This window comes from Paraburkholderia agricolaris (assembly GCF_009455635.1).
In the GTDB taxonomy this organism is placed as follows: Bacteria; Pseudomonadota; Gammaproteobacteria; order Burkholderiales; family Burkholderiaceae; genus Paraburkholderia; species Paraburkholderia agricolaris.
Map to the genome: position 1 here is coordinate 3,608,348 of NZ_QPER01000001.1, position 20,561 is coordinate 3,628,908.

At 62.7% G+C, this 20,561-nt stretch carries 19 protein-coding genes; 11 read left to right on the forward strand and 8 right to left on the reverse strand.

The features are described from left to right. The first annotated feature begins 314 nt into the window (after positions 1–314). Entirely contained in the window at positions 315–2,006 is a 1,692-nt protein-coding gene (locus GH665_RS15905) for a sensor domain-containing diguanylate cyclase (protein WP_153136648.1), read from the forward strand. A gap of 224 nt (positions 2,007–2,230) precedes the next feature. Next, entirely contained in the window at positions 2,231–2,497 is a 267-nt protein-coding gene (locus tag GH665_RS15910) for a double-stranded DNA-specific endonuclease (RefSeq protein ID WP_120346012.1), read from the forward strand. 75 nt (positions 2,498–2,572) lie between these two features. Here GH665_RS15910 and GH665_RS15915 read toward each other — a convergent pair whose 3' ends face one another. Beyond that, a complete protein-coding gene (locus GH665_RS15915) occupies positions 2,573–3,889 on the reverse strand; it encodes an ATP-binding protein (RefSeq protein WP_153136649.1) in 1,317 nt (438 codons plus the stop codon). Next, positions 3,873–4,598 (reverse strand): response regulator, encoded by a 726-nt coding sequence (locus tag GH665_RS15920; RefSeq protein ID WP_028196802.1) that lies wholly within the window; start codon positions 4,596–4,598, stop codon positions 3,873–3,875. The genes GH665_RS15915 and GH665_RS15920 overlap by 17 nt, the downstream gene beginning before the upstream one ends. A gap of 220 nt (positions 4,599–4,818) precedes the next feature. Here GH665_RS15920 and GH665_RS15925 point away from each other — a divergent pair, with 220 nt between their 5' ends. Beyond that, on the forward strand, positions 4,819–5,346 hold the full coding sequence (locus GH665_RS15925) for a periplasmic heavy metal sensor (protein WP_153136650.1): 528 nt from the start codon (positions 4,819–4,821) through the stop codon (positions 5,344–5,346). 218 nt (positions 5,347–5,564) lie between these two features. Here the strand turns inward: GH665_RS15925 and GH665_RS15930 are convergent, their stop codons facing one another. Continuing rightward, positions 5,565–6,275: a pirin family protein gene (locus GH665_RS15930; protein ID WP_153136651.1), complete on the reverse strand. Its 711-nt coding sequence runs from the start codon at positions 6,273–6,275 to the stop codon at positions 5,565–5,567. A gap of 619 nt (positions 6,276–6,894) precedes the next feature. Here GH665_RS15930 and GH665_RS15935 point away from each other — a divergent pair. The 5 genes from GH665_RS15935 (at position 6,895) to GH665_RS15955 (ending at position 11,804) form a co-directional block, all read left to right on the forward strand. Continuing rightward, on the forward strand, positions 6,895–7,671 hold the full coding sequence (locus GH665_RS15935; protein WP_153136652.1) for an ABC transporter substrate-binding protein: 777 nt from the start codon (positions 6,895–6,897) through the stop codon (positions 7,669–7,671). Positions 7,672–7,827: 156 nt separating this feature from the next. After that, positions 7,828–8,517 (forward strand): ABC transporter permease, encoded by a 690-nt coding sequence (locus GH665_RS15940; RefSeq protein WP_153136653.1) that lies wholly within the window; start codon positions 7,828–7,830, stop codon positions 8,515–8,517. Next, positions 8,514–9,227 (forward strand): ABC transporter permease, encoded by a 714-nt coding sequence (locus tag GH665_RS15945; RefSeq protein WP_153136654.1) that lies wholly within the window; start codon positions 8,514–8,516, stop codon positions 9,225–9,227. The genes GH665_RS15940 and GH665_RS15945 overlap by 4 nt, the downstream gene beginning before the upstream one ends. Before the next feature lie 51 nt (positions 9,228–9,278). After that, the gene (locus tag GH665_RS15950; protein ID WP_153136655.1) at positions 9,279–10,058 is read left to right on the forward strand and encodes an ABC transporter ATP-binding protein; all 780 of its coding nucleotides are present in this window, start codon (positions 9,279–9,281) and stop codon (positions 10,056–10,058) included. Between the two features lie 591 nt (positions 10,059–10,649). Further along, positions 10,650–11,804 carry a porin gene (locus GH665_RS15955; RefSeq protein WP_153136656.1) on the forward strand — a complete coding sequence of 385 codons (1,155 nt, stop codon included), beginning with the start codon at positions 10,650–10,652 and terminating at the stop codon, positions 11,802–11,804. 237 nt (positions 11,805–12,041) lie between these two features. Here GH665_RS15955 and glnK read toward each other — a convergent pair whose 3' ends face one another. Further along, positions 12,042–12,380, reverse strand: coding sequence for a P-II family nitrogen regulator (gene glnK, locus GH665_RS15960; protein ID WP_074763377.1), 339 nt, complete (start codon positions 12,378–12,380; stop codon positions 12,042–12,044). 148 nt (positions 12,381–12,528) lie between these two features. Next, positions 12,529–14,259 (reverse strand): NAD+ synthase, encoded by a 1,731-nt coding sequence (locus GH665_RS15965; protein WP_153136657.1) that lies wholly within the window; start codon positions 14,257–14,259, stop codon positions 12,529–12,531. A gap of 132 nt (positions 14,260–14,391) precedes the next feature. On the opposite strand from GH665_RS15965, the gene GH665_RS15970 reads away from it, so the two are divergent. Further along, positions 14,392–15,561, forward strand: a complete 1,170-nt coding sequence (locus GH665_RS15970; RefSeq protein ID WP_153136658.1) for a GNAT family N-acetyltransferase — start codon at positions 14,392–14,394, stop codon at positions 15,559–15,561. A gap of 9 nt (positions 15,562–15,570) precedes the next feature. Further along, positions 15,571–15,894 carry a GIY-YIG nuclease family protein gene (locus GH665_RS15975; RefSeq protein ID WP_153136659.1) on the forward strand — a complete coding sequence of 108 codons (324 nt, stop codon included), beginning with the start codon at positions 15,571–15,573 and terminating at the stop codon, positions 15,892–15,894. On the opposite strand, the gene GH665_RS15980 is transcribed toward GH665_RS15975, so the two are convergent. The 3 genes from GH665_RS15980 to ppa form a co-directional block, all read right to left on the reverse strand. After that, positions 15,891–17,996 (reverse strand): FUSC family protein, encoded by a 2,106-nt coding sequence (locus GH665_RS15980; protein WP_153136660.1) that lies wholly within the window; start codon positions 17,994–17,996, stop codon positions 15,891–15,893. The genes GH665_RS15975 and GH665_RS15980 overlap by 4 nt on opposite strands. A 46-nt stretch (positions 17,997–18,042) precedes the next feature. Beyond that, positions 18,043–18,231 (reverse strand): hypothetical protein, encoded by a 189-nt coding sequence (locus GH665_RS15985; RefSeq protein ID WP_153136661.1) that lies wholly within the window; start codon positions 18,229–18,231, stop codon positions 18,043–18,045. 64 nt (positions 18,232–18,295) lie between these two features. Then, positions 18,296–18,823, reverse strand: coding sequence for an inorganic diphosphatase (ppa, locus tag GH665_RS15990; protein ID WP_153136662.1), 528 nt, complete (start codon positions 18,821–18,823; stop codon positions 18,296–18,298). A gap of 297 nt (positions 18,824–19,120) precedes the next feature. On the opposite strand from ppa, the gene GH665_RS15995 reads away from it, so the two are divergent. After that, positions 19,121–20,560, forward strand: coding sequence for an aldehyde dehydrogenase family protein (locus GH665_RS15995; protein ID WP_153136663.1), 1,440 nt, complete (start codon positions 19,121–19,123; stop codon positions 20,558–20,560). Position 20,561: the final 1 nt, after the last annotated feature.

The window sequence follows — 20,561 nt, forward strand, 5'->3', positions numbered from 1 at the left end:
TGCATTTCAAACACCCGGAAAACCCGCGCGGCCATTCAGAAAGCCGACACGCTGCCGTTAAGGCCCTGATGAGCGAGGCGGACACGCTTCGCATTCCCGCAATAACAGTGGCGTCAGGCCCCATGACGGTTAAAATCAAAAAACGACACGCTATGTACGGTGACCGGGACACAGCACGGTCCACACCGAGGCCGCATCGCCAGCCGCTTCCATAAGGGCGTCACAGCTGGGCGAAAACAACCGGGCAAAACGGCGCCACCGCGCTGCCACGAATGAGCTAGTTGCATGTCACAGCCAGACGGAACAGAGGGTCGATGAACAGGACAACCTTGCGCCAGGCAGCCGGACCGATCAGCTTCGCGCTGATCGTGCTCGTTTGCTGGTTCGTGGCCGGCATGGTCGCGGACCGGATGGTACAGCAAGAGCTGGACGCGGCCATGCGCACACAGCGCCAAATGTCCACGTCGATCGTCGACAACATGGCCGAGGTGATTGCGAGCGACCTCTCGATGTCCCGGGCTATCCCCGCCACCATGGCCGAAATGAACGTGGTCCAGCGCGCGCTGGTGCAATCCCAGAATTATGCCGCGAACGGCGAAGCGACGGAACCCGCCCTGCGCGCCGCGTTGTTAAAAGACCCGCAGATGCTCGCCGTGAGCAACTTCCTGCATGACGCACAAGGCTTCTCCGGGCTCGATCAGATCTGGCTCGTCAACACCAACGGCACCTGCGTCGCGTCGAGCAACTCCATCAATAACCCGCTCGCCGCGGAACGCTCCTTCGTCGGCGTCGACATGCGCACCCGCAGCTATTTGACAAATGCCCTGCTCGGCGCGTTTTCGGAAGCTTATGGCGTGGGCCGCTCGAGCGGCGAGCCGGGCATCTTCATCGCAGCGCCGGTTTACACCGACGGCCTGCTGGTCGGAGCCGTCGTAGCCAAAGTGGGGATCGCGCGGCTGCGCCACTGGGTCGCCCATACCGGCACCTTCGTGGCCGACGAGCACGGCGTCATCATCATGGCGCACAACAGCGATCTTGAAGGCCATGCCCTGCCAGATTCGCGCGTCACGCAGATGAGCGCCGCCGAGCGCAAGGCCATCTACCGCCGCGACATCCTCCCCGACATCCGGATTCAGGTCGACGCACAAGTACGCGAGCAGGCGCCCTGGGTACCCGCAGCCATCGCCAGCCAGTTGTTCGGCATGAGCGCGCAGCAAACGCCTGCGTTGTATCAGGCACGCGGCGGCCTGAACTCGGGGCTATCGGCGCATCTGGTCGACCCGCTTGCGGCGTGGCCCGAACTGCTGCGCAATCACAAGCGCGATCATCTGCTGGTGTTTCTGACGCTGGCCGGCACGGTCGCCCTCGCGTGGGTGATCACCGTGTCGTACGTGCGGGAGCGGCGCCATCATCGCGCCACCCGCGATCTTGCCGAGCAACTGCAATCGGCCAACACCCTGCTCTCGGCCGAAGCGCGCCACGACGCGCTGACCGGTGCGCTGTCGCGGCGCTACTTCCTCGACCTGCTGCGTCACGAGATAGAACGCGCGCATGCAGGTAATCAGCCGCTGTGCGTGGCGATCGCCGATCTCGATCACTTCAAGCAGATCAACGACCGCTTCGGCCACGCCGCGGGCGACCGCGCGCTCGAGCATTTCGTCGATACCTGCCGGGCTGAGTTGCGCGGCACCGATGCGATCGGCCGGCTGGGCGGCGAAGAGTTCGGCCTGCTGCTGCCGGCCACGAATCTGGAGGGGGGCCGCGAAGTCGTCGAACGCTTGCGTCTGCGTCTCAAGGCGGTTCCTTCGCCGAAGCTGCCGCCTTCGGTGGGTTTGAGCGTGAGCATCGGCATCACCGAACTCTCCGCCGACGATCTGCCCGAGCGCATCATGAGCCGCGCCGACATGGCGCTTTACGCAGCGAAGACGGGTGGGCGCGACCGCACCGAAGCGCTTCCTCCCGACGATACCGCACCGCCCGCGCGCACGGTGGCCAACGCCTGGTAGCGCCTGGTAACACCTGGCAGCGCCCGATAACGTCTGCTCTCACGGGTAATGCGCCGATCCGCGCCGGATTGCAGTTCGCGCCGCCCTGCCTGTCATGCCATTGGCACCCCGAGGAACGCGGCAACTGACGCAAAGCAAATCACGCCCTCGGAAGTTCCGTAAGGATGCAGGTATCATCAACCCTGACATTGAGGTTGCCGCTACCGCTCTAACGGGAGATTCGCATGAAGGGAAATTTGGTCATCGTCTGTCGCGATCAGGATGCCGACGCATTCGACCATTTGCTGGCCGAATATGGCGCGTTCCAGACACGCCTGTCGTCGACCGCGTGGTATCTGAAACTGGATGTCGCACCGGAATTGATTCAGGAAGAAATACTCACGCGTCTCGGCAAGTACACCACACACTACATTTTCGAAGCCGAAACGGTCACGTGGAATACGGTGGATAGCGACGCGGCGAATGCGTTGAACACGCTGTTTTCAGACTAGCGCAACGGCTGCCGGACGCGCATTCCGGCACGAACACAGCGGGGCCCAGGCGCCTGCCGCCCTTGCCCCGCCAACCTACCAGACGCTTTCCGAGGCCGCCATAACACGCGGCACCACCTCGAACGGAAAGCTCATCAAGACCCGCAAGCCACGGCCTTCGTGGTTGCCGATCTCCCACTCCCCGCCCGCACGCCGCACCAGACGCTCGACGATCGCGAGCCCCAGTCCGCTATGGCCATTGCCGCCGCGTGCTGGGTCGAGCCGGACGAACGGCCGGCTGGCATTGATCAGGTCCTGCGCGGCGATACCGCTGCCGTTGTCGCTCACCGACAGCGTGAAGCCTTGCGCCGTGCGCGCCGTGGCGACAACGATCGGCGGCGCGCCGTAGGCATGGGCGTTGTCCAGCAGGTTCGAGAGGATCCGGTCGAGCGTCGCCGCGGGCAGCAGGAAACCGGGCCCCGCGTTGAGTTCGGTTCGCACCGTGGGCGCGCCGGCAGCGACCGCACGATAACTGCGGACCACGCGTTCGCACTGCGCGTCCACTTCGACCGCTTCGCTGCGGTCGGCGCCGTCGTGGGCGAACACCAGAAACTGTTCGACGATGTGCGTCATTGAATCGACGTCGCGCACGACGCCATCACGCATTTTCACTTCTTCCATCATTTCGGCGCGCAGCCGCAAGCGTGCCAGCGGTGTTTTCAGATCGTGCGCGACGCCGGCCAGCATGACGGCCCGGTCGTTTTCAGTACGTGCCACTTCCTGAACCATCTGGTTGAAGCCATGCGTCAACTGCCGCAATTCGCGCGGACCGCGCTCGGGCACCGGCGGCACCGGCAAGCCGCGGCCGAAGCGCGCCACCGCCTGGGCAAGCGAGCGCAACGGCTGCTGCAGCGCCCATGCGGCAAACAGCGCCGCCATCACCGCAAACGAGAAAATGATCGCGAGCCACAGCACCGTGCGATCGAGCGAGCGCGGCGGCCGCAACGGCTGCACCGGCACGACGATCCAGTTGCGATCCGTGGTGGCGCGCACCCACAGCGTGGGCGGACGGCCAGGCTGGCCGATTCGCACCAGGGTGCCGGGCGGCATGCGATCGCGCACGTCTTCGATAAAGCGTTCGAGCGGCGCCGGCAAGGTGGCGATATCCGGCGGCACGTCGGAGCTGGCCGGATCGACCAGCCGTACTCGCGACGGCAAGGGCTGGTCCGGCGTGCGGGCAACGTGCTGGCGTACCGCGTCGACGAGGAAGGTGGCCTCCTCGACGGCGTAGCGGGTTTGCAATTGGCTGCGCTCGAGCCGCATCAGCGCGTACCACGCGAAATGCGACAGGAGCAGCACCGCAATGACTAGCAGCGCGAGGCGCCCGAACAGTGAATCAATGGGCCGACGCATGCTGTTCGCCATCCGGCACGAACACGTAGCCGCGCCCGCGCACCGTTTGAATGAAACGCGGCGTGGACGGGTCGGTTTCGAGAATGCGACGCAAACGCCACACCTGTACGTCGATGCCGCGATCGGTGCCGTCGTATTCCGGGCCATGCAGCAGTTCGAGCAGGCGCTCACGGGTGAGCGTGCGCATGGGGTGATTGACAAAAATCTTCAGAAGCGCGAATTCGCTACCCGACAGCGTGAGCGGCTTGTCTTCGTGATGCAGCGTGCGCGACTGGAAATCGAGCGTGAAGCGGCCGAAGTTGAACGGCTCGCGCTGCTCCGGCGCCGCCGCCGACGGCAGCGTGCGGCGCCGCCGCAGCACCGCCTGCACGCGCGCCAATAGCTCGCGCGGATTGAACGGCTTGCCGAGATAGTCGTCGGCGCCGAGCTCCAGCCCGACAATCCGGTCCACGTCATCAGCACGCGCGGTGAGCATGATCACAGGAATGTCGTCGCCCGACGCGCGCAGCTTGCGCAGCGCGGTCAGCCCGTCGACGCCCGGCATCATCAGATCGAGCACGATCAGATCAGGACGCTCGCGTTCGAGCCTGCGCTCGAGCGTGCCCGCGTCGTGCAGCACCGAGACTTCGATGCCCTGACGGGCCAGATAGTCGCGCAGCAGATCGCGCAATTCGACGTCGTCGTCAACAACAAGTATTTGAGTAGCCATGGGATGAAGTTTAACGCGCGGCAGGAGGGGTTTTCGATTTCAGACGGCCCGCAAGGGTTACCGGGTGTTACCGTGAAAGGCGCACGTAATGACCCGTAATAGCCACATCCGTCGGCGTAACACAGCGTTCGAGACGTTTCTCTACGCTGTGTCTTACCGAATGCAGGCCGTCCTCTATCACCGGTTGCATCGTCGGCTATTCCATTACAAGGAGCCTTACATGTCCACCAAAAAAATCTCGCGCGTTCTCGCCGTTGCCGCTACTGCCCTTGCCATCGGCGCGGGCGCTGCCTATGCCGCACAACCCGCCGGTCAAGGCGGCCCCGGCGGCTGGCATGGCCACTTCATGAAGGAACTGACGCAACTGCACGACCAGTTGAAGCTGAACGCGGATCAGGAAAAGCAATGGCAGGCCGCGCTCGACACGATGAAGCAGAACCATCAGGCCATGCGCGCCAACCATGAACAGATCAAGAACCAGATGAAGGCCGCTCAGCAGCAGCCGATCCTGGATCTGAACGCCATGGCGGCCGCGCACCAGCAAGTCGAGCAGAAAGACGCGCAACTGCGTCAACAAACCACGGACGCGTGGCTCGCCTTCTACAACGGCTTGAACGACCAGCAGAAGACTACCGTCAGCACGGCGCTAAAGCAGCGTTTTGCGAAGATGGAAGCCCGTCACGAGAAGATGCACGAGCGCTGGCAGCATCATAAGGGCGCGGCGTCGGCGCCGGCTGCCAATCAGTAAGCGGTTTCAATAAGCGGTATTACCCAGGCGGAAGGCAGCTTGCGCGGCCGCCTTCCAGATGCAGAAACGCCACGGAAGCTTTTCCGTGGCGTTTCAGTTTGCGTCCAGCCAGCCCTTCAGGCCTAAGACACTCGTTGCGCCCGCAACCGGCAATCGCTAACCCTCTGCCAACCATTGGCCACCCATCGGCCAACGAATAAACGACAGGCGAAGGGTGCTTATCCGTTGAGCGGACCCAGATCGAACAGCAGGACTTCGGCATTCTCGCCCTTCTCGAGTGTCACCGTATCGGTCCCGCTGAGCTTGGCGGCATCGCCGGCTTTGAGCGTTTCGCCATTCACTGTCAGCGCGCCGCGCGCCACGTGCACATAGGCGAGGCGCCCTTCCGGCAACGCGAACGCAGCTTGCTCAGCGCCGTCGAGCAACGCCGCGTAGATCGACGCGTCCGCGTGAATCGTGACGGAACCGTCCCGGCCGTCGGGCGAAGCGATCACGCGCAGACGCCCGCGCTTGTCGGCATCGTCGAAGCGTTTTTCCTCGTAGCCGGGCTGGTCGCCCGCGCGTTGCGGGATCACCCAGATCTGCAACAGGTGCGCCTCGTCGTCCTGCGATGCATTGAATTCGCTGTGCATCACGCCCGTACCGGCACTCATCCGCTGCACGTCGCCGGGACGGATGGTCGAGCCGTTGCCCATGCTGTCACGGTGTGCAAGCGCGCCTTCGAGTACATAGGTGACGATTTCCATGTCGCGATGGCCGTGCGTGCCGAAGCCCTGCCCACCGGCGATACGGTCTTCGTTGATCACCCGCAGCGGTCCGAAATGCACGTGTTGCGGGTCGCGGTAATCGGCAAACGAGAAGCTGTGATACGAGTCGAGCCAGCCGTGATTGGCATGGCCGCGTTCGTCGGAACGGCGGATCTCGATCATGAGAGTCTCCCAGTAACTAAATAACGATGCCCAGAATGTATGGGCGCGCGGCCCGCTAAACAATCGGCAACGGCGCACCGGATCGTTCCATAAATCCGCGCAATCACGCGCCGGCGGGGCGCTGGGCGCGGCCAGCCCGGCTACCGGCGCCCCGGCCACGCCATTGCGGCCGCGTTGTCGGCCGTCGAGCGAACGAGTATGGACAAACACAGCCGGAGTGCGGTCCGGCACCGTCGCAAATCCACAACGCATGCGCCCGGCCATCGGCCATCGACGGCGTCCCAAACTGGCGCCCCGTCCCTGTTCGGGTAAAATACCGCCCTTTTCAAGACGCGTGGGTGCCGAAGGCACGTTGGCGGGCCCGACAGCCGGGCCGCAATGGGCCAGCCACGGGTTTCACCCGCTCGCCGATTTCGCTCGATACGTCGAGAAGACGGGCGCGAAAGCGAGGCGAACGCGAGGCAAACGCGAGGCGAAAGCGGGCCCGACCGAAGCAAAACCCAGGCGGAACCCAGACGCGGCGCGACAATTTTGACCGCCTAGAATAGCGACGGCCGGCCACGAGCCGGCGGTCGTCGAGATCGGTACACCACGACGATCAGTTTGATCCAGGAGAAACATGAAGAAGGCCGCACTGTGCGTGGCGCTTGCCGTCATGGCCACCGGCGCCATGGCGAAAGAATGGAAAACCGTGCGCATCGGGGTGGACGCCAGCTACCCGCCGTTCGAATCGAAGGCGGCCAGCGGCCAGGTTGTCGGCTTCGACGTCGATCTGACGAAAGCGCTGTGCGCGAAGATGAACGTCAAATGCTTGTGGGTCGAACAGGACCTGGACGGGATCATCCCGGCCTTGAAGGGCAAGAAGTTCGACGCGATCGTGTCGTCGCTGACCGTCACGGACAAGCGCCGCGAGCAGATCGATTTCTCCGGCAAGCTGTTCGAAGCGCCGGCCCGCATGATCGCCAAAGCCGGCTCGCCGCTCCTGCCCACGGCGGAATCGCTGAAGGGCAAGCATGTCGGCGTCGAGCAGGGCTCGACTCAGGAGACCTACGCCAAGGCGTACTGGGAGCCGAAAGGCGTGACCGTGGTGTCCTACCAGAATCAGGATCAGGTGTACGCCGACATCGCCTCGGGTCGTCTCGACGCCGCGCTGCAGGACGAACTGCAAGCCGACGCCGGGTTCCTGAAGACGCCGCGCGGTAAAGGCTTCGCCTGGGCCGGGCCGGAAGTGAAAGACCCGAAGACACTCGGTGACGGCACGGCCATCGGCCTGCGCAAGGACGACGTCGAGCTGAAAGCGATGTTCAACCAGGCGTTGGCGCAGGTGCATCAGGACGGTACGTTCAAGAAGCTCGAAAAGCAGTATTTCGACGTCGATATTTATCCTGGGCGTTGAACTGGACACTGAGCGGGTCACTGAGTTGACCGCTCACTCGGGGCTCGCCCGCATGGGCTTTCCCGAGGCTTCGTAATACAGTCGGCAACAGTTTCAAAAGCAGCTTCAACCCCGATTCAGAACAAGAGTCGGCAAGCGTATCGTCAAGGACCCCCTATGTTCCTTCAAGGCTACGGCCCGCTGCTTCTCAACGGCACCTGGCAAACCGTCAAACTGGCGGTGTTGTCGCTGGCGTTCGCTTTCGTGCTGGGCCTGCTCGGCGCGGCAGCCAAGCTGTCGAAGAACCGCTTGTCCTATGGCGTCGGCACCGTCTACACCACGCTCGTGCGCGGCGTGCCCGACCTCGTGCTGATGCTGCTGCTGTTCTACAGCATCCAGATCTGGCTGAATAACCTGACCGACCTGCTCGGCTGGGACCAGATCGACATCGATCCGTTCGTGGCCGGCGTCGCGGTGCTGGGCTTCATCTACGGCGCGTACTTCACCGAAACCTTCCGCGGCGCCTTTCTGGCTGTGCCGCGCGGCCAGCTCGAAGCGGGCGCGGCCTACGGCATGACCAGCTGGCAGGTGTTCTCGCGGGTCATGTTCCCGCAGATGATGCGCTTCGCGCTGCCCGGCATCGGCAACAACTGGCAGGTGATGGTGAAAGCCACGGCGCTGGTGTCGATCATCGGTCTCGCGGACGTGGTCAAAGCCTCGCAGGATGCGGGCAAAGGCACGTTGCGGTTCTTCTTCTTCACCCTGCTTGCAGGGGCGATCTATCTCGTCATCACCACAGTGTCCAACTTCGTGCTGATGTACCTCGAAAAGCGTTACTCGACTGGCGTACGAAAGGCGGATCTATGATCGAGATCATTCAGGAATACTGGCGCAACTACCTCTATACCGACGGCTACCGCCTCACGGGCGTCGCAATCACGCTGTGGCTGCTGGTGGTGTCGATCGGACTCGGCTTCTGCCTGTCGATCCCCCTCTCGGTTGCGCGCGTGTCGAAGAAGAAATGGCTCGCCGCGCTGGTGTGGCTGTATACCTATGTCTTTCGCGGCACGCCGCTCTACGTGCAGCTGCTGCTCTGCTACACCGGCCTGTACAGCCTCGACATCATCCGCAATCACGAACTGACCAACGCGTTCTTCCGTGACGGCATGCATTGCACGCTGCTCGCGTTCACGCTGAACACCTGCGCGTACACCACCGAGATTTTCGCGGGCGCGATCAAGGCGACGCCGTATGGCGAGATCGAAGCGGCGCGCGCCTACGGTATGTCGTCGTTCACGCTGTACCGGCGGGTGATTCTGCCGTCGGCGCTGCGCCGCGCGTTGCCGTACTACAGCAACGAAGTGATCCTGATGCTGCACGCCACCACCGTCGCATTCACCGCGACCGTGCCGGACATCCTCAAGATCGCACGCGACGTGAACTCGGCTACCTATCAGTCGTTCAACGCGTTCGGCATCGCCGCCCTGCTCTATCTATGCATTTCGTTTGCGCTCGTGTGGCTGTTCCGCCGCGCCGAGCACCGCTGGCTCGCTTACCTGCGGCCGCAAGGCAAGTAATCAAGAAGAAGGGCACTGCGCCCCAGGCAAGCAAGCCCGCCAAGGAACCCGATGAACACCAGGAAGCAAAAGCTCTTCGTCGATGAGCTTCACAAACAGTACGGCGACAACGAAGTCCTCAAGGGCGTGTCGCTGAAGGCCAATGCCGGCGACGTGATCAGCGTGATCGGCTCGTCCGGTTCGGGCAAGAGCACGATGCTTCGCTGCATCAACTTTCTCGAGCAGCCGAATGCCGGGCGCATCTTTGTCGACGGCGAAGAAGTCCGCACGCAGATCGGCAAAGCCGGCGCGCTGCGCGTGTCCGATCCGAAGCAGTTGCAGCGCGTGCGCACCAAGCTGTCGATGGTGTTCCAGCACTTCAATCTGTGGACCCATATGAACGTGCTCGAGAACATCATCGAGGCACCGGTCAACGTGCTGGGCCTGAAGCGTAAGGAGGCCGAAGAGCGGGCACGCGAGTATCTGGAGAAAGTGGGCCTCGCGCCGCGTCTCGAGAAGCAGTACCCGTCGCATCTGTCAGGCGGTCAGCAGCAACGCGTGGCAATCGCGCGCGCGCTGGCCATGCATCCGGACGTGATGCTGTTCGACGAGCCGACCTCCGCACTCGACCCCGAGCTGGTCGGCGAAGTGCTCAAGGTCATGCAGACGCTCGCCGAAGAAGGCCGCACGATGATCGTCGTCACGCATGAAATGGCGTTCGCGCGCAACGTGTCGAATCACGTGATGTTCCTGCATCAAGGCCGCGTCGAGGAAGAAGGCCACCCGGACGAAGTCTTCAGGAACACAAAGAGCGAACGGCTCAAGCAGTTCCTCTCCGGCAGCCTCAAATAAAGCGGTTGTACAGCCCGCTATCTGGGCTGTAGTCAAAGTAGCATTACAAGGCGCTTACGAGCGCCTTTTTTACTTCGCTCACCTGCCTATTCCGCCCATTCCGGCCGCCAAAACGGGCCAAACCTGGCCCAAACCACCCTCCTTTCTCCCTACTCTGACGCATTTAAAGCGTCAATAGTGGCAATCCTTAACGTTGCTCGTCCCAATCCGTGATTCCCTTGTCGCAGAAGGGTTTCCCGCCTTTTTGGAGATATCGCAACGATTCCTTGTGCACATTCGTATTGCAATTTGGAGACATCCACCCGGGGCGGTACTAATTTCTTCTCCCACTCCAGGGTATTTTTGATAAATTAGTAACCAAAGTAGCAAAACAAAGTTCATTAAAAGTAGTTTCACTTCAAAGCAACAGAGGAGAACCGGTCGGCGAGGGATCGGCATGGCGCGAAGAATAGCCCGCTGAGGCTATCCGTCACGGCAGGAGACCCAATCCACCCGCTAATCTCCCTGGTACCGATTTCTGTTCGGCGCGCTTGTGTCCGAACACCATTCGCAGTACTGGGTTTCACTTTTTGACAGGGTATGGAGGAGAAGATGAAGAAAGCTTTGCTCGCCGCTGCGCTGATGACAGCCGGTGTAGTTGCGCACGCCCAAAGCAGCGTGACGCTGTACGGCCGCCTTGATGCTGGCCTGGAATACATGTCGGGCGTTCCGCAAGGCGTCGGTGCAAACGGTCAGGCAACGGGCAGCACGAACCGTTTCAAGGCAGAAAGCGGCGACTGGGGTACCAGCCTGTGGGGCTTGAAGGGCGTTGAAGACATCGGTGGTGGCAACAAGGTGCTGTTCCAGTTGGAAGGCTCCTTCAACACCATGACGGGTGCAGGCCCTGGCGGTGGCGGTCTCTTCAATCGTTGGGCAACGGTGGGTCTCGCGAACGACCAGTACGGTACGTTCACGATGGGCCGCATGCTCTTCATCTCGAACGGCGTGTGGGACTTCGACCCGTTCGGTCAATCGAACTGGTCGTCGGCTTCGCTGGTGCGTGGCCGCAACTGGCCGCAATCGAGCAACAACTTCGCTTACCAGTCGCCGAAGATCGCAGGCTTTGACTTCTACGGTCAATACGCGCTGTCGAACGCAACGAACTGGAACGGTAATAACCCGGCCGGTCAGGGTCGCGAAGCTGGCGCACAGATCACCTACACGAACTCGCTGTTCCAGGTTCGCGGTCTGTACGACGAAATCCGCAACCCGGGCAATGGTGTTCTGTACGGTCCGGGTGCTGCCACCGCGGCCAATACGGCTAACGTCGCTACCGGCGTGTTCGCAGCATCGCGCGAATACTCGGCTCTCGTGAACGTGTTCCTCGGCCAGTTCAAGGTCCAGGCTGCATACCAGGCTGTCCGTTCGGCAGGTGCTACGGGCGTTCTGCCGGGCCAGCCGACGACCCTCGATCACGAATGGGGCGGTGTGACGTGGCAAGCAACGCCGGCTGCAGCGCTGATTGCAGCGGTGTACCACGTCAACGGCAACAACGGTGCGGGCAACGCAACGATCTACACGATTGGCGGTTCGTACAACCTGTCCAAGCGCACGTTGCTGGACATCCAGATCGCTACGGTTCGCAACAGCAAGAATGCTAACTTCGGCCTGAATGCTGACAACGCCGGCACGTCCGCCGCAACGGACAACCCGCTGCCGGGTCACCAGCAGTCGGGTGTGTACGCAGGTATTCAACACTCGTTCTAATCGAACGGGGCGCCCCGAGGGAATTTCCTTCGGGGTGTAGCAACGAGTTCTTCAAGAGAATCTTTTTCACGCTGCTGCGAGAGGCGCGTATCGGTGCGATGTCCGAAAGGGTATCGCACCGTTTTTTATTGATGCGCGCGGTTTTACCACTGCTTCGCCGCACCTGATCGGTGCGCACTAAGTAAGTGCCAATACCACCGCTTTAAAGCAATGTTTCAACAGTGCGAGTCGAACCGCTCAAACTGCCGCTTCGTTTTCTTCGCCGGTACGAATCCGGATCACACGCTCTACCTCCGCGACGAAAATCTTGCCGTCGCCGATCTTGCCGGTGCGCGCCGCGCCGATGATCGCGTCGATCACCTGATCGCACTGATTGTCCGCGACCACTACTTCGATCTTCACTTTCGGCAGAAAGTCGACCACGTACTCTGCACCACGATAGAGCTCGGTATGGCCTTTTTGCCGGCCGAAACCCTTGACTTCGGTCACCGTCAGCCCTGTCAGGCCGACTTCAGCGAGCGCCTCGCGCACTTCGTCGAGTTTGAACGGTTTAATGACTGCAGTGATGCGCTTCATGGCGAACCTCGTCTCGTGATTGGAAAGTTGAAAGGGAAATGGATAATTTTTATTCTACGCCGCGCCGGATGCGTTGCGGCGATCCGGCGATCCGGTGGGCGCTTCTGGTCTGCTATCAGGTAAGTCCGCAGCAGCCGTTTGCTTCAGTTCACTCCACCGGCTCCGTGTAGCGCGACGTAATCGGATAACGCCAGTCGCGGCCAAACGCGCGATGCGTGACGCGAATGCCGATCGGCGCCTGACGGCGCTTGTACTCGTTGATCTTGATGAGGCGCGTGACGCGTTTCACATCGTCGACCGCGTAGCCCGCCGCGATGATTTCGGCAAGCGAGCGATCCTCTTCCATGTACATGCGCATGATTGCGTCGAGCACTTCATACGGCGGCAAGCTGTCCTGATCGGTCTGGTTTTCGCGCAGCTCCGCCGACGGCGCACGGGTCAGAATCCGCTCGGGAATCACGTCCTGCTTGCCGAACGCAGTAGCCTGGTTGCGGTAATGGCACAGCTTGTAGACCAGCGTCTTGGCGATGTCCTTGATCACCGCGAAGCCACCGGCCATGTCGCCGTATAACGTGCAGTAGCCCACCGCCATCTCGCTCTTGTTGCCGGTGGTCAGCACGATCGAGCCGAATTTATTCGACAACGCCATCAGCAAGGTGCCGCGAATGCGCGCCTGAATGTTTTCTTCGGTGGCGTCTTCGGCACGACCCGCGAATTCATCGGCGAGCGAGCTGCGGAACGCGTCGAACATCGGCGCGATCGCGATTTCGTCGTAACGCACACCGACGCGGCGCGCCATCTCGGCGGCGTCGGTGGTTGAAATGTCCGCGGTGTAGCGCGACGGCATCATCACCGCGCGCACCCGGTCGGCACCCAGCGCGTCGCACGCGACGGCCAGCACCAGCGCCGAATCCACGCCGCCCGACAGGCCGATCAGCGCGCCGGGGAAACCGTTCTTGTTGATGTAGTCGCGCACGCCCATCACGAGTGCCGCGTACACCTGCGCTTCGAGAGAGAGCTCCGGTGCGATCGCGGCAGGCAGCGGTTTGCCGCCGTCGAACTCGACAATCGCGTTGCCCTCCTCGAACTGCGCCATCTTCGCGACCAGTTCGCCCTTCTCGTCGAGCACAAACGAACCGCCGTCGAACACCAGTTCGTCCTGTGCGCCCACCATGTTCACATAGACCATGGGCAAACCGGTCTCGCGAATCCGCGCGCGCAGAATGTCGAAGCGCACCGCTTCCTTGTTCAGGTGGTACGGCGAGCCATTCGGAATCAGCAGCACCTGTGCGCCCGCCGCCTTCGCCATTTGCGCGGCCGACGCATGCCACGCATCCTCGCAGATCACCACACCGTACTTGATGCCGTCCAGTTCGAACACGAACGGCTTCGGGTCGGAAGCGAAGTAGCGCTTCTCGTCGAACACCTCGGTATTGGGCAAATCCTGCTTGCGATAGGTGCCGGCCACCTCGCCGTCCACGATCAGCGAAGCCGCGTTGAAGGTATCGACCGGCGGCACGCCGCGCTCGATCGGCGCGTTTGCATTACCATGGCCGTGCGCCACGCTGTGTGTCAACGGGTTGTACGTCAACGGGTTGTACGTCAAGTCACGCAGCGGATGGCCGACGATCACATGCAAGCCGGCGAAGGGCTTCAGTTGCGTGGCCAGATCGGCCAACGCGGCCGCACTCGCAGCGTAGAACGCGGGACGCAGCAACAGATCTTCGGGCGGATAGCCGGATAGCGCGAGTTCAGGCGCGATCAGCAGCTTCGCACCATCGTTGTGCGCGGCGCGCGCGGCAGCGACAATCTTCGCGACGTTGCCGGCGAAGTCGCCGACGGTGACATTGATTTGAGCAAGAGCGATTCGGGTCTTCATGGCAGGATCGACAGGCAAGCCACAGGGCTTGCGAGTACCGCGGCTGGTTAGCTCGACGGCAACGGACAAATCGGATAAACGAACGACGCATCGCTACAGGCCTGCGTCGCTCATTGGGAACAGTCAGACAGATTGAACCAGGAACGCTTTGATTATCGCACGGGCATTCTGGCGTCGCCCTCCGAGGTGGACGCCGCGCAATGGAACGCCCTTCTCGCGCAGCAGACGCAGCCCACGCCGTTTCTGCGGCACGAGTTTTTGAGCGCGCTCTCCGCAACCCGCTGCGCAGTTGCCGATACCGGCTGGGCGCCGCAATTCGTCACGCTCACCGATCCGCGCACCGACCGGCTCGTGGCCGCCGCGCCCGTGTATCTGAAGGGGCACTCGTACGGCGAATACGTCTTCGATTGGGCCTGGGCCGATGCGTACAAACGCAACGGTCTGCCGTATTACCCGAAGCTGCTCTGCGCAGTGCCGTTCACACCGGTGCAAGGCAACCGGCTGCTGTCGGCGGATACGCACGCCCTCAAGCATCTGGCCGCGACGCTGATGGCGTTCGCCGAGCAGGCCGACGTGTCCTCGCTGCACGTGCTGTTTCCAACTGAAACGGAGGCGAGCGCGCTGACGGAGATGGGCATGATGCAACGCGAAGGCGTGCAGTTCCACTGGCTCAACGACGGCTATCGCGACTTCGACGATTTCCTCTCCACGCTCGAACAGAAGAAGCGCAAGAACATTCGCGCGGAGCGTCGCAAGGTCCAGGAAGCCGGCGTGACCATGCGCCGGATTCGCGGCGAGGATATCCAGGATGCCGATTGGCGATTCTTCAGCAAGTGCTATCGGCAAACCTACCGCGAGCACTTTTCGAGTCCGTATCTGAACCTCGATTTCTTCCGGATGATCGGCGCCTCGATGCCGGAAAATCTGCTGCTGGTGATTGCTGAATACGAGGGCAAGCCGATTGCGAGCTCGCTCGTGGTCTATCAGCGCGACGCGAAAACCGGCGGCACCTTGTACGGCCGCTACTGGGGCGCGCTCGAACATGTGCCCTGCCTGCACTTCGAAACCGCGTACTATCAGCCGCTTGAATTTTGCATCGAAGAAAAGCTCGGTGCGTTCGAAGGCGGCGCCCAGGGCGAGCACAAAATGGCGCGCGGTTTTCTGCCGACCGTGACGCGCTCGGCACATTGGCTCGCGCATCCGGCCTTCGCCGATGCGGTCGGCCATTTCCTCGACAACGAAAAGAACAGCATCCACGCGTATGTGGACGAGCTGCGCGAACACAATCCGTTCAAAGGCTGAAGCGTACTCATGGCGTGGTTTCTGTATCTGCTCGAATGTTCGGACGGCAGCGTCTATACCGGCATTGCCACCGACGTGCAGGCGCGGTTCGACAAGCATGTGAGCGGTGAAGGCGCGCGCTATACGCGTTCGCGCAAGCCGGTGCGGGTGCTAGCGTCGTTCGAGTTGGCGAATCGTTCGAATGCGTCGCGTGCGGAGTATTGGGTCAAGCGGCTGCAGCCTGCCGAGAAGCGGGCGCTGGCAGGCGGGCTGCGTACGCTTGAATCGGTGCTGCCCGAGCCTGAACCCGAGCCTCTGGCCGAATCCGAATCCGAATCGGCGGAGCCGACCTAACCCCTCGCCTCCCGCATCCGCTCCGTCAGCAGCCGGTGCATCAGCGCGATTTCCCCCACCGCATCCGCTTCCAGCGACGTCAACCGGTCGCGTGCGGGAAGCTCGCGCCGTATCGGCCGCAGGGTCCGATTCAAGGCCGCCTCGATGTCGGCACTTGTAGAGTCGATCCAGGCGCCGAGTTCACCGTGCCTGCTGCGCAGGTTCGTACTCAAGCGCAGTTGGGTCGCGGTGCCCGCCATTTTCCGCAACACGCTCAGTACCGTCAGCGTGACCGTGTCGACCATCGAGTCCTCGAGTTTTTCGAGTCGAATCCGGCCAATTGCCTCCTCGGCGTTATTGCTGCCGAGGCCAGCGGCGCGGCGCAAGCGCTCCATGTCCTTCTCGCTTCGCTGCGGCGATTCGAGTGCCGCCCTTAGATACGCGAGATTGGCCCGCACCGCCTCGCCCAGATAGGCGCGATAGTCGACCTTTTCGCGCGTCGGCCACAGGTAGAAGGTTGCCAGCAGCGCCAATACGCAGCCGAGCACATTGTTGCCCAGCCGCGTAAGCGCGTAGGCAAATTCGCTGGCGCCTGGCGTCGCGAAGTCAGCCACCAGCACGAAGGTCGGCGTCAGGAACAGAACGAAGAGGCTGTAGCTGACGGGGCGCAGCGCCATGGTAGCCACCACCAGCGGAAACACCGCCAGTGAAATGCCGAGCGGCGAATGAATCGCGTAGCCGATTGCAGCCGCCAGCACGCCCCCGACAATGCTCCCGGCAGCGCGCTCGATACTTCTTGGCCAGGTCGCGGCAATGGACGGTTGCAGGATCAGCAGCGTCGCCATGGTTGCCCAGTAGCCGAACGGAAGCCCGAGCGCCCGGATGACCAGAAAGCCCGCCGTGGTCGTCACGCCCACTCGGGCTGCGTGCCGCAAGCCGACCGACTGAACCGAGAGGTTCGCCTTGAAGGTCGACCACGTCTGCGTCAGTAGTCTGGCGGCACGGTCCCGCCACGCCGGCGATTGGTCATACGCCGGCGCGAAATCAACCAGTTCGAAATCGAATTTGAGCGCGACAGGTTCCATCAATGCGGATTCGAGCCGCCTCGCGAGGCGCCGCAATCGGCGTTGCAGGTCGGCGAGACGGTCCCATTGCGCTTCGCCGGTGGCTGCGCCCACTCTGCGCAGAACCTCGCCTATGCCGGTCAACAGTCGTGCCGCGCGCCTGGCCCGACGTGGGTCCCCCGGGATTTTTTCGCACGCGCCAGTGACTGCAATCAGATAGGCAAAGAGCGCCTCGCTCTCCGTCAACAGGCCGAGCAGATTGTCGTAGGTTTCCCGGCCGGCCGTTCGCGAACCCGGCACGTTCGCGAGCGCCTTGCGAGAGCGCTCCAGCGCGGCCCGCGCATCGGCGCGAAATTTCGCGGCATGCGTCGCCCACTCGTGAGGCGCTGCACGCTGCTCCAGCAGGCGCGCACTGTCGAATGCAATGTCAGCGAGGCGCACATACGCCGTCCGCAGCGAAGCGCGGCTCGTGCCGAACGGATGAATACGCCAGACCGTCAAGCTCAGCACGACGGCAAACAGACATCCGGACAGATAGATGCCGAGAAACGCCATCCCTTCCCGAAGGTCGCGCATGGGCTTGTCGACCATCACCACGCAGGCGGTCGCCGCGAGAATGGTCACCTGCGATGCCGCCGCGCCCCAGATCCTGCCGAACGCACCGAGCGAGGTGAATACCAGCATGGCGAGCGCCGCAAACGCCGTCCCCTCGCCCGACGCGAAAGCGGTCACGCCGCCGCACACTGTCGACAGAAGCGCAAAGCCCATCATCGAAGCGAAGCGCGCGCGATTCGAGCCGGCGGCGTCGGCAAGACAGGTCCAGAAAGCGCCGATCGCGGCCCATGCGAAGGCCGGGTCGTGCAGCAGATTGCCCAGCACCAGCATCGCGGTGGACGCACAGGCGGCTCTCAGCCCTTCCGACAGATTGGCCTCGCTGGTCGAAAACGACACCATCCATACCGGCCGTTTGCGGTAGATCGCGGTGACGAGCGCGTACAGGCTCGTGTACAAGCGGCTCGACCAGCGTGACGACGAAGGGTGGGACTTGCGATTCAGCATCCGGACGGTGGGCTCTCAAAACACACGTTCGCGCTACCTCAGCGCATTAATACGCCACCGGCAGGAAATCTGCTGCGGCCGCCGAATGATAAGGGTTAACACTGAGATATAAAAATGCCTTCGGTTCATCCAGTCGATGCGTTGTGTCTATGTGCTGAAGCAACGCCGGCCAGACTGGCGCGTTGCCGGCATGGCACATCGTGCCGGGTTCGGGATCGCTGGAAACGCCACCCATGAAAAAACCGCGCGGCCCTTGCAGGCTCGCGCGGTTTTTTCGTCAACTACCCGTGCAACGCAGCTTACTTCTTGTAGTTCGCCACGCCTTCGCTGATTTCCTTGTGAGCGGCGTCGATATCCGCCCAGCCTTCGACCTTCACCCACTTGCCCTTCTCCAGCGCCTTGTATTGCTCGAAGAAGTGCTTGATCTGGTCTTTCAGGTACGCCGGCACGTCGTCGAGCGACTTCAGCGTGGCGGTCATCGGGCAGACCTTGTCGTGCGGAACGGCGACCAGCTTGGCGTCGACGCCCGATTCGTCGGTCATTTGCAGCATGCCGAGTGCGCGTGCGCGAACCACCGAGCCGGCCAGCAGCGGGAACGGCGTGATCACCAGCACGTCGACCGGATCGCCGTCGCCCGACAGCGTTTGCGGAATGTAGCCGTAATTCGCCGGATAGCGCATACCCGTGCTGATGAAACGGTCGACGTGGAGGAGGCCCGTTTCCTTGTCGGCTTCGTACTTCACCGGATCGCTTTGCGCCGGGATTTCGATGATGACGTTGAAATCTTGCGGGAGATCTTTGCCTGCGGGGACGTGATTGAAGCTCATGAGCGCTCTCTGATCAGATGGAATTCGGAACACGGCGTGCGGCGCGCGGGCTCGGGCGGCGTGAATCGTGAGTCTCTCGCGAAACTCGCCGGCACGAGCGGCGCTACGGCCGGACAGTGCGGAATACGCCATTATAGCCAATCGGCCGATGCCACCTCGGCTTGGATCGGCGCGATAATCATCTGGCGTCTCTCGATTGTGCCTCTCGTTTGTGAACACCGCGCGTCCGGGCCCGGGCTTGAGTTCTGGTCTGGGCATCGGCCCCCTATCGGCTGCGTGACATCTCAAGGAGCATGCATGGAAGAAGCCCGGCATTTCATCGGCGGCGAATGGTCCGCTGCATCAGGCGGCGAAACGATCGCCGTGCTCGATCCCTCGGACGGCCAGCCGTTCACCACGCTTGCGCGCGGCACCGCGGCGGATATCGACGCCGCCGTCCACGCGGCCCGCCGCGCCTTCGAAGGCGCATGGGGCGAGGCCAGCGCCGTCGAACGCGGCCGCGTGCTGCACCGGCTGTCGATGCTGGTCACCATCCACCAGGAAGAACTCGCTCTACTCGAAGCCCGCGACACCGGCAAGCCGCTCAAACAGGCGCGTGCCGATTCGGCCGCACTCGCGCGCTACTTCGAGTTTTACGCCGGCGCGGCAGACAAGCTGCACGGCGAAACGCTCCCCTATCAGGCCGGCTACACGGTGCTCACCATCCGCGAGCCGCACGGCGTGACCGGCCATATCGTGCCGTGGAACTACCCGATGCAGATCTTCGGCCGCAGCGTCGGCGCGGCGCTCGCCACCGGCAACGCGTGCGTCGTCAAGCCGGCGGAAGATGCGTGCCTGTCGGTCCTGCGCGTCGCCGAACTGGCGGCCGAAGCGGGTTTGCCGGCGGGCGCGCTGAATATCGTCACGGGCTTCGGACATGAAGCGGGCGCGGCACTCGCCCGTCATCCCGGCATCGATCACATCTCCTTCACCGGCTCGCCCGAAACCGGCAAGCTCGTGACGCAGATGGCCGCCGAGAACCATGTGCCGGTCACGCTCGAACTAGGCGGTAAGTCGCCGCAAATCGTTTTCGCCGATGCGGATCTCGATGCGGCCTTGCCCGTGCTGGTTTCGGCGATCGTGCAGAACGCCGGGCAAACCTGCTCGGCGGGCAGCCGCGTGCTGATCGACCGGGCGATTTACGAGCCGCTGCTCGATCGGCTGAGCGGCGCGTTTCACGCGCTGCGGGTCGGGCCCTCGCATGCCGATCTCGACTGTGGTCCGTTGATCAATGCGAAGCAGCAACAGCGCGTCTGGGATTTTCTCTCCGACGCGCAACACGACGGCATCCCAATGGCCGCACACGGCGAAGTGATTCCCGAAGCGCCGGAAAGCGGCTTCTATCAGGCGCCCACGCTGCTGCGCGACGTGCCCGCGAGCCACCGTCTGGCACGCGATGAAGTGTTCGGGCCGGTGCTCGCCGCCATGTCGTTCAGCGACGAAGACGAAGCGCTCTCGCTCGCCAACGGCACGCAGTACGGCCTCGTCGCGGGGATCTGGACGCGCGACGGCGCCCGTCAGATGCGTCTTGCGCGGCGCCTGCGCTCCGGTCAGGTATTCATCAACAACTACGGCGCGGGCGGCGGCGTCGAGTTGCCGTTCGGCGGCGTGAAGCATTCAGGCCACGGACGCGAAAAGGGTTTTGAAGCGCTGTATGGCTTCACGGTGCTGAAAACCATCGCCATTCGTCACGGCTAGG